This is a genomic window from Stenotrophomonas sp. Bg11-02, from assembly GCF_002836635.1.
Classification (GTDB): Bacteria; Pseudomonadota; Gammaproteobacteria; order Xanthomonadales; family Xanthomonadaceae; genus Stenotrophomonas; species Stenotrophomonas lacuserhaii.
Genome location: NZ_PJAY01000065.1, coordinates 78,835 through 94,010 on the forward strand (window position 1 = coordinate 78,835; position 15,176 = coordinate 94,010).

Consider the following 15,176-nt stretch of genomic DNA (forward strand, 5'->3'; position numbering starts at 1 on the left):
ACGGTATAGTCCACTCCGTGAACCCCGCTCCCCTCCCCGCTGCCGACATGGACGCGCGCGATCTACGTGTGTTCGATGCGGTGCGCGAGCTGCTCGCCCGGCATGGCATGCAGATGAGCATGGAAGCAGTGGCCCAGCACGCGGGGTGCTCCAAGCAGACCCTGTATTCGCGCTACGGCAGCAAGCAGGAGCTGATGCGCCGGGTAGTGGAACGGCACGTCTGCCGGGCCACGGCCGGATTGCGCGGCCTGCGCGAGGATGACCTGCGCGGCAGCCTGATGCAGTTCGCCACCGATTACCTGGACCACTTCAACCAGCCTCACGTGGCCCAGGCCTGCCGGATGATTTCCGCCGATGCGGCGCAGTTCCCCGAAGAGGCCCGCAGCCTGTGGCGCGATGGTGCCGGAACGCTGACGCTTCACCTTGCTGAATGGATCGAATCCGCCATTGGCCGCGGGCAGCTCCGGCATGACGACCCGCACTTCATGGCCGAACTGCTAATCAGCATGATCGGTGGCCAGGATTTCGATCGGCAACGCTTCCACATGCCCCATCGCGACGACGCCGGGACGCGTCGGCGCTGGGCTGGATTTTCCGTCGACAGCTTCCTGCGCGCGTTCGCGCCGGCCGCTTCGCCCCAACCGCATTCAAACCAACTCCGGAGTTTCTCCTGATGATCGCCCCACTCCGCACCCTCGCACTGACGTGCGCTGTTGCCATTGCCCTGGCTGGCTGCAAGAAAGAAGAACAGCAGGCCCCGCCGCCGCCGGAAGTGGGCGTGATCGATGCCAAGCCGCAGACCCTGCCGCTGCAGCGTGAGCTGGTGGGCCGGCTGTCGCCGTTCCGCAGCGCCGACGTCCGCGCCCGCGTGCCGGGCGTGCTGCTCAAGCGCGTCTATCAGGAAGGCAGCGAGGTCAAGCAGGGCCAGACCCTGTTCCTGATCGACCCGGCGCCGCTGCGTGCCGAGCTCAACGCTTCCGAAGCCCAGCTCGCCTCGGCCCGTGCCAGCTATGCCAACGCCAAGGTGGCAGCGGATCGCGCCCGTTCGCTGGCCCCGCAGAAATATGTTTCCAAGGCCGACCTGGACAATGCCGAATCGGCCGAGCGCACCGCGCTGGCGGCGGTCAAGCAGTCCGAAGCCGCCGTGAGCAGCTCGCGCATCAGCCTGGGCTACGCCGAAGTCACCGCGCCGATCAGCGGCGTGGCCGGCAAGCAGCAGGTCACCGAAGGTGCGCTGGTAGGCCAGGGCGACGTCACCCTGCTGACCACCGTGGACCAGCTGGATCCGCTGTACGTGAACTTCTCGCTGAGCGTGGACGAACTGTCGCAGCTGCGCGCCGCACAGGCCAAGGGCGCCCTGGCGCTGAGCGGCGATGGCAAGGCCACCGTGCAGGTCAAGCTGTCCGATGGCACCACCTACGGCCAGAACGGCACGCTGGACTTCTCCTCGACCACGGTCGATCCGGCCACCGGTGCGGTATCGCTGCGCGCGGTGCTGCCGAACCCGGACCGGATCCTGCTGCCCGGCGCCTTCGTCAGCTTCCAGGCCACCCTGGGCGAGCGCAACAACGCCTACCTGGTGCCGCAGCAGGCGCTGCTGCGTGATGCCACCGGCGGCTACCTGATGGTGGTCGGGGCCGATGGCAAGGTGGTGCGCCGCAACGTCAAGACCGAAGGCGCGCAGGGCGGCAACTGGCTGGTCACCGATGGCCTGCAGCCGGGTGACAAGGTCGTGGTCGCCGGCGTGCAGAAGGTCAAGGAAGGCGCACCGGCAACGGCCAAGCCGTGGACCCCGGAACAGGCGGCCGCCGCTGCCAAGGGTGCACCGGCGCAGGGCCAGGCGCCGGCCGCCCAGGGTGATGCCGCCGCCGATGCGGCCACGCCCGATGCAGCCCAGCAGGCTCCGGCCGCTGCCGAGCAGGCAGCGCCGGCCTCCGATTCGACCAAGCAGTAACGGGAAGACTCCGTCATGCCTAAATTTTTCATCGAACACCCGGTCTTTGCCTGGGTGGTAGCGATCCTGATCTCGCTCAGCGGCGTGATCGCGATCCTCAACCTGGGTGTGGAGTCCTACCCCAGCATCGCCCCGCCACAGGTCACCGTGTCGGCCACCTACCCGGGCGCCAGCGCGGACACCACGGAAAAATCGGTCACCCAGGTGATCGAGCAGCAGCTGACCGGTATCGATCACCTGCTGTATTTCAGCTCCTCCTCCTCGTCCAATGGCCGCGCCACGGTCACCCTGACCTTCGAAACCGGCACCGATGCGGACATCGCCCAGGTGCAGGTGCAGAACAAGGTCTCGCTGGCCACGCCCCGCCTGCCCAGTGAAGTGACCCAGCAGGGCGTGGTGGTGGCCAAGGCCAACGCCGGCTTCCTGATGGTGGTGGCGCTGCGTTCGGATACCGGCGGCAACAGCCGTGACGCACTGAACGACATCGTGGCCTCGCGCGTGCTGGACCAGGTCTCGCGTATTCCCGGCGTGGGCAGCACCCAGCAGTTCGGTGGCGAGTACGCCATGAACATCTGGCTGAACCCGGAACGCATGCAGGGCTATGGCCTGTCGGCCAGCCAGGTGTTGGCCGCAGTGCGTGAGCAGAACGTGCAGTTCGCCGCCGGTTCGCTGGGTTCGGACCCGGCCCCGGTGGGCCAGCACTTCACCGCCACGGTATCGGCCGAAGGTCGCTTCAGCACCCCGGAAGAGTTCGAGAACATCATCCTGCGCGCCAACCCGGATGGTTCGCGCGTGTTGCTGAAGGACATTGCCCGGATCGGCTTCGGCGCGGGCAATTATGGTTTTGACACCCAGTACAACGGCAAGCCGACCGGTGCCTTCGCGATCCAGCTGCTGCCCGGTGCCAATGCACTGAACGTGGCAGAAGCGGTGCGCGCGAAGATGGATGAACTGCAGCCGAGTTTCCCGGCCGGTGTCAGCTGGTTCTCGCCGTACGACAGCACCACCTTCGTGAAGATCTCCATCGAGGAAGTGATCAAGACGCTGGTCGAGGCCATCATCCTGGTCTTCCTGGTGATGCTGATCTTCCTGCAGAACTTCCGTGCCACTCTGATCCCGACGCTGGTGATCCCGGTCGCGCTGCTGGGTACGTTCCTGGGCATGTGGATGATCGGCTTCACGATCAACCAGCTGACCCTGTTCGCGCTGGTGCTGGCGATCGGCATCGTGGTCGATGACGCGATCGTGGTGATCGAGAACGTCGAACGCATCATGACCGACGAAGGGATGGCGCCGAAACAGGCCACCCAGAAGGCGATGACCCAGATCACCGGCGCGGTGGTGGCCATCACCGTGGTGCTGGCGGCGGTGTTCATCCCGTCGGCGCTGCAGGGCGGTGCGGCCGGTGAAATCTACAAGCAGTTCGCGCTGACCATCGCCATTTCGATGGCGTTCTCGGCGTTCCTGGCGCTGGGCTTCACCCCGGCCCTGTGCGCGACCTTCCTCAAGCCGACGCACAACGACAAGCCGAACATCGTCTACCGCACCTTCAACAAGTACTACGACAGGATCAGCGGCACTTACGTGGGCCACATCACCTCGGCGGTGAAGCATGCGCCGCGCTGGATGATCCTGTTCGTGGTGCTCGGTGCGCTGTGCGCGTTCCTGTTCACCCGCATGCCGGGCAGCTTCCTGCCCGAAGAAGACCAGGGCTACGCACTGGCCATCGTGCAGCTGCCGCCGGGTTCGACCAAGACCCAGACCAACGAAGTGTTCGCGCAGATGCGTGGCATCCTGGAAAAGCAGGAAGGCTTCGAGGGCCTGCTGCAGATCGCAGGTTTCAGCTTCGTGGGCTCCGGCGAAAATGTGGGCATGGGCTTCATCCGGCTCAAGCCCTGGGCCGACCGCGAGGTCACCGTGCCCGAGCTGATCGGCAACATGAACGGCGCGTTCTACGGCATCAAGGAAGCGCAGATCTTCGTGGTCAACCTGCCCACCGTGCAGGGCCTGGGCCAGTTCGGCGGCTTCGACATGTGGCTGCAAGACCGTACCGGTGCAGGCTTCGAGCAGCTCACCAATGCCCGCAACACCCTGCTGGGTGCGGCCGCGCAGAAGAGTGACCTGCTGACCGGCGTGCGCCCCAATGGACTGGAGAACGCCCCGCAGCTGGCCCTGCACGTGGACCGCGTGCAGGCGCAGGCGATGGGCATGTCGGTGTCGGACGTGTACAGCACCATCCAGCTGATGCTGGCCCCGGTGTACGTCAACGACTTCTTCAGCGAAGGCCGCATCAAGCGCGTGACCATGCAGGCCGATGCGCCTTACCGCACCGGCGAAGCATCGCTGAAGAGCTTCTACAGCCCGTCCACGCTGGACACCAATGCCGATGGCACCAGCACGATGATCCCGCTGAGCACCGTGGTGCGCTCGGAATGGGTATCGGCGCCGCCGTCGCTGAGCCGCTACAACGGCTATTCGGCGGTGAACATCGTGGGCTCGCAGGCGCCAGGGCGCAGCTCCGGCGAAGCGATGACCGCGATGGAAGACATCGTCCGCGATGAACTGCCGGCCGGCTTCGGCTACGACTGGTCCGGCATGTCATACCAGGAAATCCTGGCGGGCAATGCAGCCACGCTGCTGCTGGTACTGTCCATCGTGGTGGTGTTCCTGTGCCTTGCCGCGTTGTATGAAAGCTGGTCGATCCCGGTCGCCGTGCTGCTGGTGGTGCCGCTGGGCGTGCTGGGTGCGCTGGTGTTCTCGATGGCCCGCGGCCTGCCCAACGATCTGTTCTTCAAGATCGGCCTGATCACGGTGATCGGCCTGGCAGCGAAGAACGCGATCCTGATCGTGGAGTTCGCGGTGGAACAGCGTGCGGCCGGCAGGACCCTGCGCGACGCCACCATCGAGGCGGCCCGCCTGCGCTTCCGTCCGATCCTGATGACCTCCTTCGCCTTCATCATGGGCGTGATCCCGATGGCCATCTCCACCGGCGCCGGCGCCAATTCCCGCCACGCCATCGGTACCGGCGTGATCGGCGGGATGGTGTTCGCCACCTTCCTCGGCCTGCTGATGATCCCGGTGTTCTTCATCGTGGTCCGCCGCATGCTGGGCGACAAGCTGGACGAGCCCTCCAAGGAGTTCGTGGAGCGCCAGCACGAAGCAGAGGGCGCACACCGCCCGGACCGCTGAGGGCAGTGACGGCCACTGGCCGTCATGCCTTTGCAGCCGTCACGCTTCAAATGAAAAGGCCCCGGATCGCTCCGGGGCCTTTCTTTTCACTCGCACCCGCCGCTCAACGCAGTACGGCGACCATCGCGCACGCCAACACGATGACCAGCGATGGCCATTGCATGGGCAGGTAGAAGAAGTGATGCCGCGCCGGCACGCCCTCCGGGCGCACGCCGCGATTGAGCACGAACCCCAGCACCACGTTGATTGCCGCGCCGATGCCGCAACCCAGCAGGAACTGCGCCAAGGTGATGTTGCCCTTGGCGACGGACGGATCGGGATACAGCCAGAGCAGCAACAGCACTGCGACGATCGGTGTCAGCAGGGTAAAGAACCCTGCACCGCGGTAGATGACCATGCCCGTACCTGTTTTGAGAGGACGGGCATTCTAGGCGATCGTGCAGGCGGATCGGGTCGTGGACCCGCCCGCACGCTTACGCCGAAGCCTCAGCGCAGCCCGGTTTCGTTGCGTGCGATGACCAGGCGCTGGATCTCCGAGGTGCCTTCGTAGATCTCGGTGATCTTGGCGTCACGGAAGTAACGCTCCAGCGGCATTTCCTTCGAATAGCCCATGCCGCCATGGATCTGCACGGCCTGGTGGGTGATCCACATCGCCGCTTCCGATGCGGTCAGCTTGGCGATCGCCGCTTCATTGCTGAAACGCTTGCCCTCTCCCTTCACCCATGCCGCACGCAGGGTCAGCAGCAGGGCCGCGTCCAGCTTGCATTTCATGTCGGCGATCTTGGCCTGGGTCATCTGGAAGGTGCCGATGGCCGCGCCGAACGCCTTGCGCTCCTTCACATATTCGATCGTCGCTTCATACGCCGCACGGGCAATGCCGATGGCCTGCGAGGCGATGCCGATGCGGCCGGCGTCGAGCACGCCCATCGCGATCTTGAAGCCCTCGCCTTCCTGGCCCAGCAGGTCTTCGGCCTGCGCAACGTAATCGTTGAACTCGATCTCGCAGGTCGCCGATGCGCGGATACCGAGCTTGGGTTCGGTCTTGCCGCGGCCGAAGCCGGCGTTGTCGGTGTCGATCAGGAACGCACTGATGCCGCGCGCGCCCTTGTCCGCGTCGGTCATCGCGAACAGTACGATGTACTTGGCCACCGGGCCGGAGGTGATCCAGCTCTTCTTGCCGTTGATCACGTAGCTGCCATCGGCCTGCTTGACCGCGCGGCAGCGCATGGCCGTGGCATCCGAGCCGGACTGTGGTTCGGTCAGTGCGAAGGCGCCGATGGCCGCTCCTTCGGCGATGGCGCGCACGTACTTCTGCTTCTGTGCCTCGGTGCCATGGGTCAGGATGCCGTTGCAGAACAGCGAATTGTTGACCGACATGATGGTCGAGTGGGCCGCGTCACCGGCAGCGACCTCCACCATCGCCAGCACGTAGGCGATGGGGTCCATGCCCGCACCGCCGTACTCGGCCGGCACTTCGATGCCCATCAGCCCGTTCTCGCCCAGCAGCTGGATGTTGGCCAGCGGGAACTCGCCGGTGCGGTCATGGTGCTCGGCGCTGGGCGCGATCTTTTCCTGCGCGATGCGGCGCGCGACGTCCTGCAGCATCAACTGCTCTTCGGTAAAGCTGAAATCCACAACGACCCCTCCCGGGTAATGAATCGGCGATTGTACTGGGGGCGGGGTATCGCCAGCTGACTGGGGCGCTGAACCTTGGAATCCCACCGTCCATGCACCGCTGCGCCGCTCAGGTAGCGCCGAGCGGTGCTCGGCGGATTCCCGGCGCCCATGCACCGCTGCGCTCGCCGACCGTGGGTCGGCGCTACCGTCTGGCCGCTCTGGTAGCGCCGAGCCGTGCTCGGCGGAATCCCGGCGCCCACGCACCGCTGCGCTCGCCGACCATGGGTCGGCGCTACCGTCCTGGCCGCTCTGGTAGCGCCGAGCCGTGCTCGGCGGAATCCCGCAGCCCATGCACCGCTGCGCTCGCCGACCATGGGTCGGCGCTACCGTCTGGCCGCTCCGGTAGCGCCGAGCCGTGCTCGGCGGAATCCCGCCGACCACGCACCGCTGCGCTCGCCGACCATGGGTCGGCGCTACCGTCTTGGCCGCTCTGGTAGCGCCGAGCCGTGCTCGGCGGAATCCCGCCGCCCATGCACCGCTGCGCTCGCCGACCATGGGTCGGCGCTACCCCCCAACCTCCGGTTGCTTGACCGTTCATCGCCTGCAGGCGAAAATATCTCTCTATCGCGATAGGTGGATATTTATGGATCTCGAGGATTGGTCGACCCGGCTGAAAGTGTTCGCCGACGCCACCCGGGTGCGCCTGTTGGCGCTGCTGGAGCAGGAAGAACTGACCGTAGCCGAGCTGTCGGCGATCACCCGGCTGGCCCAGCCGCGGGTGTCGACGCACCTGGCACGCCTTAAAGAGGCCGGGCTGGTGCGCGACCGGCGTGCGGGCGTGTCCGCGTACTACCGCTTCGACGACGCCCAGCTGGACCCGGCACAACGTGCATTGTGGCATGCATTGAGCACCGGCAGCGACGACCCGCTGCTGCGCCAGGACGCCGAACGCGTGGCCTCGGTGCTGGCCAGCCGTGCCGCCGACCAGAACTGGGCCGACAGCGTGGCCGGTGACATGGAGCGCCACTACTCCCCGGGCCGCACGTGGGAGGCCTTGGCACGCACCGCGCTGCCCCTGCTGGAAACCGGCGACGTGCTGGATATCGCCTCTGGCGATGGCGTGCTCGCTGAACTGGTGGCCCCGCATGCCAGCCGCTACGTCTGCATCGACACCAGCGCGCGCGTGGTCGCCGCCGCCAGCGAGCGCCTGCGCCGCCTGCCCAACGTGGAAGTGCGCGAGGGCGACATGCATGCGCTTCCGTTCAAGGACCGCAGCTTCGACCTGGTGGTGCTGATGCATGCACTTACCTACGCCGCAAAGCCGGCGCAAGCGGTCACCGAAGCGGCGCGCGTGCTGCGCCCGGGCGGACGCCTGCTGCTGTGCAGCCTGGCCCGCCATGAACACAAAGCGGCGGTGGATGCTTACGGCCATGTCAACCTCGGTTTCAGTGACAAGGAGCTGCGCAGGTTCGTCGACAAGGCCGGCCTGCAGGTATCGAGCCTGGAGACGGTGACGCGCGAAAAACGCCCGCCGCATTTCGAAGTCATTTCGCTGATCGCCAACAAAGCCTGAGGTCGCCGTGCCCGCCCTGCCCTGGTTGCATCCCGAACGTGCCACTGCCCTGCTGAATGCCCTGCGCGACCGCATCCTGGTCATTGACGGTGCGATGGGCACGATGATCCAGCGCCATGGGCTGCAGGAGGACGATTACCGGGGCCAGCGCTTCATCGGCGGGGTGGATACCCGTGCCGACGGCCACGTGCATGGCGCCGGCTGCGACCATGGCCCGGTGCAGGAGCAGGACCTGAAAGGCAACAACGATCTGCTGCTGCTGACCCGGCCGGACATCATCGCCGGCATCCATACCGAGTACCTGCAGGCTGGCGCGGACCTGGTGGAGACCAACACGTTCAACGCCACGTCGGTCAGCCAGGCCGACTACCATCTGGAACACCTGGTGTACGAACTGAACAAGGCCGGTGCCGCCGTGGCGCGTGCCTGCTGCGATGCGATGGAAGCGACCACGCCGGACAGGCCACGCTTCGTCATCGGGGTGCTCGGACCCACCAGCCGCACCGCCTCGATCAGCCCGGACGTCAACGATCCAGGCTTCCGCAACACCAGCTTCGACGAACTGCGCGGCACCTATCGCGAGGCCATCGACGGGCTGATCGATGGCGGTGCCGATACGCTGATGGTGGAAACCATCTTCGACACCCTCAACGCCAAGGCAGCCCTGTTCGCCGTGGAAGAGGCCTTCGATGCGCGTGGCGCACGCCTGCCGGTGATGATTTCCGGGACCATCACCGACGCCTCCGGGCGCACCCTCTCCGGGCAGACCGCCGAAGCCTTCCATGCCTCGCTGGCGCATGCGCGACCGCTGTCGATCGGGCTCAACTGCGCGCTCGGCGCCGATGCGATGCGCCCGCACGTGGAAACCCTGTCGCAGGTGGCCGGCTGCTACATCAGCGCCCACCCCAATGCTGGCCTGCCCAATGCGTTCGGCGAGTACGACGAGACCCCCGAAGAGATGGCCGCCACCCTGCGTGGCTTCGCCACCGACGGCCTGCTGAACCTGGTCGGCGGCTGCTGCGGCAGCACCCCGGCGCATATCCGCGCCATCGCCGAGGCGGTCGCCGGCCTGCCGCCGCGTGCACTACCCGGCACACGGGAGCAGGCGGCATGAGCAACGTCCCGCATACCCGTCTGTCCGGGCTGGAACCGCTGGTCATCACCCCGGACCTGCTGTTCATCAACATCGGCGAGCGCACCAACGTCACCGGCAGCGCGCAGTTCCGCAAACTGATCAAGGAAGAGCGCTACGAGGAAGCGGTGGACGTGGCGCGCCAGCAGGTGGCCAGCGGCGCGCAGATCCTCGACGTCAACATGGACGAAGGCCTGATCGATTCGGAAGCGGCGATGACCCGCTACCTCAACCTGATCATGTCCGAGCCGGACATCGCGCGCATCCCGGTGATGGTCGATTCCTCCAAGTGGAGCGTGATCGAGGCCGGGCTGAAATGCCTGCAGGGCAAGAGCGTGGTCAATTCGATCTCGCTGAAGGAAGGCGAGGACCTGTTCCGCGAGCATGCGCGCAAGGTACTGCGCTACGGCGCCGCCGCGGTGGTGATGGCCTTCGATGAAGCCGGGCAGGCCGACACCTGCGCACGCAAGGTCGAGATCTGCACGCGGGCGTACCACATCCTGGTGGATGAAATCGCCTTCCCGCCGCAGGACATCATCTTCGATCCGAACATCTTCGCCGTCGCCACCGGCATCGAAGAGCACGACAACTACGCGGTGGACTTCATCGAAGCCACCCGCATCATCAAGCGCACCCTGCCGCACTGCCATGTGTCCGGCGGGGTATCCAATGTGTCCTTCTCCTTCCGCGGCAACGAGACCGTGCGCCAGGCGATCCACGCGGTGTTCCTGTACCACGCCATCGCCGCCGGCATGGACATGGGCATCGTCAATGCCGGCGCGATGCCGATCTACGACGACCTGGATGCCGACCTGCGCGAACGCGTGGAGGACGTGATCCTCAACCGCCGCGCCGATGGCACCGAGCGCCTGCTGGAAATCGCCGAACGCTACAAGGGCAGCAAGGGCGCGGCGCGGGTCGAAGACCTCGCGTGGCGTGACAAACCGGTTACCGACCGCCTGGCCCACGCGCTGGTGCACGGCCTGGATGCCTGGGTCGAGCAGGACACCGAAGAAGCGCGGCAGGCCTCCACGCGCCCGCTGGATGTGATCGAAGGCCCGCTGATGAACGGCATGAACGTGGTCGGCGATCTGTTCGGCGCCGGCAAGATGTTCCTGCCGCAGGTGGTCAAATCGGCGCGGGTGATGAAGAAGGCGGTGGCCTACCTGCTGCCCTGGATCGAAGCGGAAAAGCTGCGCAGCGGCGACACCGCCCGCAGCAATGGCAAGATCATCATGGCGACGGTCAAGGGCGATGTGCACGACATTGGCAAGAACATCGTCGGCGTGGTACTGGCCTGTAACAACTTCGAGGTGATCGACCTGGGCGTGATGGTGCCGGCGCAGAAGATCCTCGACGCCGCACGCGCCGAGAACGCCGACATCATTGGACTGTCCGGCCTGATCACCCCGTCACTGGAAGAGATGAGCCACGTGGCCCGCGAGATGCAGCGCCAGGGCTTCGAGCTGCCGTTGATGATCGGCGGCGCCACCACCTCGCGCGCGCACACCGCGCTGAAGATCGACCCGCATTACAAGGCGCCCACGGTGTGGGTGAAGGATGCCTCGCGTGCGGTCGGCGTGGCGCAGTCGCTGATCTCGCGCGACCTGCGCGACGCCTTCGTGGCCGCCAACGAAGCCGACTACGCCGACATCCGCCTGCGCCACCGCAACCGCGGCGATGCCAAGCGCCTGGTCAGCCTGGCCCACGCACGCGGGCAGCGTTTCGATGGCGGCTGGGCGGACTACGTGCCGCCGGCGCCGAACCAGCCCGGACTGCATGTGTTGGACGACTATCCCCTGGCCGAACTGGTGGATTACATCGACTGGACGCCGTTCTTCCAGGCCTGGGAGCTGGCCGGCAAGTATCCGGCGATCCTCACCGATGAGATCGTCGGCAGCCAGGCCAGCGAGCTGTATCGCGACGCACGGCAGATGCTGGACCGCATCGTCAAAGAGCGGTGGCTGCAGGCACGCGCGGTGTTCGGGCTGTGGCCGGCCAACAGCGTGGGCGATGATGTCCGCGTGCAGCATCCCGACGGCGAGGCCACCCTGCACTTCCTGCGCCAGCAGGTCGACAAGCCCGCCGAGCGTCCGGATTTCTGCCTGGCCGACTTCATCGCGCCCGCCGACAGTGGCCGCCAGGACTGGATCGGCGCGTTCGCGGTGACCGCCGGAATCGGCATCGATGCGCACGTGGCGCGCTTCGAGGCCGCCCATGATGACTACAATGCGATCCTGCTCAAGGCCTTGGCCGACCGCTTCGCCGAAGCGCTTGCCGAGCGCCTGCACCAGCGCGTGCGCAAGGAATTCTGGGGCCATGCCAATGACGAGGCCCTCGACAACGACGCGTTGATCGCCGAGAAGTACAGCGGCATCCGGCCTGCTCCCGGCTATCCGGCCTGCCCGGAACACAGCGAGAAAGAGACCCTTTTCCGGCTGCTGGACGCGCAGGGCAATGCCGGGATGCAGCTGACCGAAAGCTTCGCGATGCTGCCCACCGCGGCGGTATCCGGCTACTACTTCAGCCATCCGAAGAGCCAGTATTTCGTGGTCGGCCGGGTCAGTCGCGAACAGGTCACCGATTACGCCAGGCGCAAGGGCGTGGACCGCGCGCAGGCAGAGCGCTGGCTGGCCTCCAGCCTGGATTACGACCCGGAGTAATGCCGGGACTGCCCGCTGCGCTCGCCGACCATGGGGTCGGCGCTACCGATGCCGTACGGCGGGCATCGCCGAGCACGGCTCGGCGATGGCGTGGCGATGCTTACCAGACCAGGTCGTCAGGCACCTGGTACTGCGGATCGGCGTACGGGTCATCCTCGGCCGGCGCGTTCGGATCCACCTTCAGCGCCACGGCCTGGGCGAAGATCGCCTCGGCCTGTGCCAGCATGTCCGCAGTCACCAGCATGTAGCGCCCGGCCACCTGCACCACGCCCAGTTCGCCGGCGTTGAGCGCCTTGAGCTGGTCGGCGGTGACGTAGATGCGCTTGATCTTGCCGCCGTACGGGAAGTGCCGCGCGATCTCGGCCTCTTCCACGTTCAACGAGGCGTCCTTCAGCAGCACTTCCAGCTTCGCCTTCGCCTCGCGGCGCACGCGTGCTTCTTCCTGCTTCTGGCGCTCGGCTTGGATGCGCTCTTCCTTCTCGCGCTGCGCGCGGATGGCATAGGCCTTGGCCAGGTCCATCTCTTCCTGCGAGCGCGGCTTGCGCGCGCCCTGCGGTCGCGTACCAGGACGGTTGCCGGGAGCGCCGGCATTACCCGGGCGTGCAGATGCTGGACGATTCTCGCCCGGCTTGCCGTGGTTCGGGCGGGCACCGGCCTGCCCCGGCTTGCCGCCGCCCGGTCGCCCATCACGGCGCGCCTCCGGCTTGCGGTCCGGCTTGCGGTCATTACTGCGTTCAGGCTTCGGCGCGGGCTTGAAGCCCAGGCCCATCAACTGGTCGCGGAGGGTATCGCTCATAAGGACAGATCAGTAGTGCGGCGGTGGCGGCTCATCCACCGGATCAGAGGAATACAGCGCGTTGCGGACCTTGCCCAGGTCCTCCAGCAGTACCCGCATCAGGCCCTCGTTACGGGAGCCCTCCATGCGTGCATCGGCCAGCGCCTCGCTCAGCTCGGCCAATGCCTGCTCCTGGAAGGAGACACGCATTTCCAGCTCGACCAGGCGCGCTTCCAGCGCCTGCTCGCGTTCGCTCGATGAAGTTTCAGACATGCGTTGATCGTCCCCGGCCAATGACATGGATCGCCAGTCCCGCCGGTTGTCCCGGCGGGTATGGCAGGGCGCGTGCGTGCCTTACGGCTGCACGGAAATGAGTTCGACGTCGAAGGTCAACGTGGCGTTCGGACCGATCGGGCCACCCTGGGTGCCGTTCTCGCCGTAGGCCAGCTCACCGGGGATCCAGAAGCGGTACTTCGAGCCCACCGGCATCAGCGAAACACCTTCGGTCCAGCCCTTGATCACCTGGTCCAGGCCGAACTCGACCGGCTGGCCGCGCTGGTAGCTGCTGTCGAAGACAGTGCCGTCCAGCAGCTTGCCTTCGTAGTTCACCTTGACCTTGCTGCTCGGCAGCGGACGCTCGCCGCTGCCCGGGCGGATGACCTGGTACTGCAGGCCCGAGGCGGTGGTGACCACGCCCGGCACGGTCTTGTTCTTGGCCAGGAACGCGTTGCCTTCCTGACGGTTGGTCTGGCCCAGCTGCGCGGCCTTGGCCTGCATTTCAGCCTGCTTGGTGGCCATGAAGGACTGCAGGATCGCCGCGCCCTCTTCCTGGCTCAGCTTCGGCTGGCCACCGTCGAAAGCGGTCTTGACCGCGTCGAACAGCGCGTCCAGCTCGATGTCACCCTTCAGTTCGGCCAGCGACGGGCCGACCATGTAGCTGCCCAGCATCAGGCCGACCTGCCGGTTGTCCACCTTCGGCGGCGCCGAACCCGGAGCCTGGCCGGGAACCTGCTGTCCATTGGCGATCGCCATGGAGGTACGCAGCGCCGTGTCGGTCTTCTGCGCATCGGCCTGGGTGATCAGCGGCTGTTTGCCATCGAAGGTGGCCTGTACGGCTTCACGCATGGCGGCCAGGTCGATGTGCGTCTTGATCGCTTCGAGCGAACGGGCGACGTCGCCGCCGATGGCATAGCCGAGCTTCTGCTTGGAATTCAAATTACCGGTCTCCTTGGCTGCTGCCGGGGCGGCAGCCGGTTGCTGCGACAGCGCCACGCCGGTGGTGCCCATCGCCAGAATCAGAACCGACGCCGCAGCGCCACGCATTCCCATCTTCATGTGTTGCATTCCTGGAAGTGAAAAAACGCCGACGTCGGCGCGAAAACACGCATTGTCGCACGCGCGTCCGATATGTCGAGGCGCACGTGCGTCGTTCAATGACCCGCAGGGGCCGCCAACGCGCGTTCGATCGCCGCCACCAGTTCCTTGTCATCCGGCTTCACCCGGCTCGGGAACTGGGCGATGACGGTGCCATCGCGCCCGATCAGGTACTTGTGGAAGTTCCAGCCCGGCGCCACGCCGGTGGCGGCGGTCAGGCCCTTGTACAGCGGGGTCGCCTGGTCCCCGACGACATGCACCTTTTCGAACATCGGGAACTTGACCCCGTAGGTCAGGGTGCAGAACTCCTGGATGTCTTTCTCGTCGCCCGGCTCCTGCCCCTTGAAGTCATTGGACGGGAAGCCCAACACGCTCAGGCCGCGCGCGGAATACGACTTCTGCAGCGCTTCCAGGCCCTCGTACTGCGGAGTGAAGCCGCATTTGCTGGCGGTGTTGACCACCAACAGGACGCGCCCGTGGTAGCGATGGGCCAGGTTCACCGGGTCCTTGCCGGCCAGCGGGCGGTAGGCGACGTCCAGCAGGCCGGCGGCCGAGGCCATCACCGGCAGGGCCAGGCTTGCGGCCACCAGCAGCGAACCCAGCAGACGGGGCAGGACCGGGCCGCAGCGCGGCAGGGAAACAGATCGCAGCATGGGAGGTGTTCCTGGCAGGAATGAAGGGCCGGACGCGGGGTCCGTATTTCGCCGCGAACTATACCACTGGGCCCTGTGCGCCTTATGTCGGCGATCGCACAGCGCGCGCGGCATTCCTGCGGCCGGGGTGGGTCGAACGGGTGGAACCCCCCTCGCGGGTGACTCTTGTTTGTTGCCGCCGCTGGGTTGGGCCGGGCGGTGGGGCTGGTCGGGGGACGGCAAGAGCTGCATCCATGCGGGCCTCGT

At 66.4% G+C, this 15,176-nt stretch carries 12 protein-coding genes; 6 read left to right on the forward strand and 6 right to left on the reverse strand.

All coding sequences use genetic code 11. The features are described 5' to 3' along the window. The first annotated feature begins 17 nt into the window (after positions 1–17). The 3 genes from CXG43_RS14585 to CXG43_RS14595 are packed head-to-tail and all read left to right on the forward strand — an operon-like array spanning position 18 to position 5,143. Positions 18–674, forward strand: a complete 657-nt coding sequence (locus CXG43_RS14585; protein ID WP_101100576.1) for a TetR/AcrR family transcriptional regulator — start codon at positions 18–20, stop codon at positions 672–674. Then, positions 674–1,954, forward strand: coding sequence for an efflux RND transporter periplasmic adaptor subunit (locus CXG43_RS14590; protein ID WP_101100578.1), 1,281 nt, complete (start codon positions 674–676; stop codon positions 1,952–1,954). Before CXG43_RS14585 ends, CXG43_RS14590 begins: the two co-directional genes overlap by 1 nt. A 15-nt stretch (positions 1,955–1,969) precedes the next feature. Further along, a complete protein-coding gene (locus CXG43_RS14595) occupies positions 1,970–5,143 on the forward strand; it encodes a multidrug efflux RND transporter permease subunit (RefSeq protein ID WP_042614880.1) in 3,174 nt (1,057 codons plus the stop codon). A 103-nt stretch (positions 5,144–5,246) separates the two neighbouring features. Here CXG43_RS14595 and CXG43_RS14600 read toward each other — a convergent pair whose 3' ends face one another. Together CXG43_RS14600 and CXG43_RS14605 are read right to left on the reverse strand one after the other, a co-directional pair. Further along, complete coding sequence (locus tag CXG43_RS14600; protein WP_101100579.1) at positions 5,247–5,540, reverse strand: hypothetical protein; 294 nt, start codon at positions 5,538–5,540, stop codon at positions 5,247–5,249. Between the two features lie 89 nt (positions 5,541–5,629). Beyond that, positions 5,630–6,778, reverse strand: coding sequence for an acyl-CoA dehydrogenase family protein (locus CXG43_RS14605; protein ID WP_101100581.1), 1,149 nt, complete (start codon positions 6,776–6,778; stop codon positions 5,630–5,632). 625 nt (positions 6,779–7,403) lie between these two features. On the opposite strand from CXG43_RS14605, the gene CXG43_RS14610 reads away from it, so the two are divergent. From CXG43_RS14610 to metH, 3 genes are read left to right on the forward strand one after another with little or no spacing between them, the layout of a single operon-like run. Next, the gene (locus CXG43_RS14610; RefSeq protein ID WP_101100583.1) at positions 7,404–8,333 is read left to right on the forward strand and encodes a metalloregulator ArsR/SmtB family transcription factor; all 930 of its coding nucleotides are present in this window, start codon (positions 7,404–7,406) and stop codon (positions 8,331–8,333) included. Positions 8,334–8,340: 7 nt separating this feature from the next. After that, complete coding sequence (locus CXG43_RS14615) at positions 8,341–9,447, forward strand: homocysteine S-methyltransferase family protein (RefSeq protein WP_101100585.1); 1,107 nt, start codon at positions 8,341–8,343, stop codon at positions 9,445–9,447. Continuing rightward, positions 9,444–12,128 carry a methionine synthase gene (metH, locus tag CXG43_RS14620; RefSeq protein ID WP_101100587.1) on the forward strand — a complete coding sequence of 895 codons (2,685 nt, stop codon included), beginning with the start codon at positions 9,444–9,446 and terminating at the stop codon, positions 12,126–12,128. Before CXG43_RS14615 ends, metH begins: the two co-directional genes overlap by 4 nt. A 100-nt stretch (positions 12,129–12,228) precedes the next feature. On the opposite strand, the gene CXG43_RS14625 is transcribed toward metH, so the two are convergent. The 4 genes from CXG43_RS14625 to CXG43_RS14640 all read right to left on the reverse strand — a co-directional run bounded on the left by CXG43_RS14625 (position 12,229) and on the right by CXG43_RS14640 (position 14,837). Then, positions 12,229–12,924, reverse strand: a complete 696-nt coding sequence (locus CXG43_RS14625; protein WP_101100589.1) for a DUF2058 family protein — start codon at positions 12,922–12,924, stop codon at positions 12,229–12,231. A 9-nt stretch (positions 12,925–12,933) separates the two neighbouring features. Continuing rightward, entirely contained in the window at positions 12,934–13,176 is a 243-nt protein-coding gene (locus tag CXG43_RS14630) for a SlyX family protein (RefSeq protein ID WP_101100590.1), read from the reverse strand. Positions 13,177–13,257: 81 nt separating this feature from the next. Beyond that, positions 13,258–14,238: an FKBP-type peptidyl-prolyl cis-trans isomerase gene (locus CXG43_RS14635; protein ID WP_101100591.1), complete on the reverse strand. Its 981-nt coding sequence runs from the start codon at positions 14,236–14,238 to the stop codon at positions 13,258–13,260. A 95-nt stretch (positions 14,239–14,333) separates the two neighbouring features. After that, a complete protein-coding gene (locus CXG43_RS14640; RefSeq protein WP_101100597.1) occupies positions 14,334–14,837 on the reverse strand; it encodes a glutathione peroxidase in 504 nt (167 codons plus the stop codon). Positions 14,838–15,176: the final 339 nt, after the last annotated feature.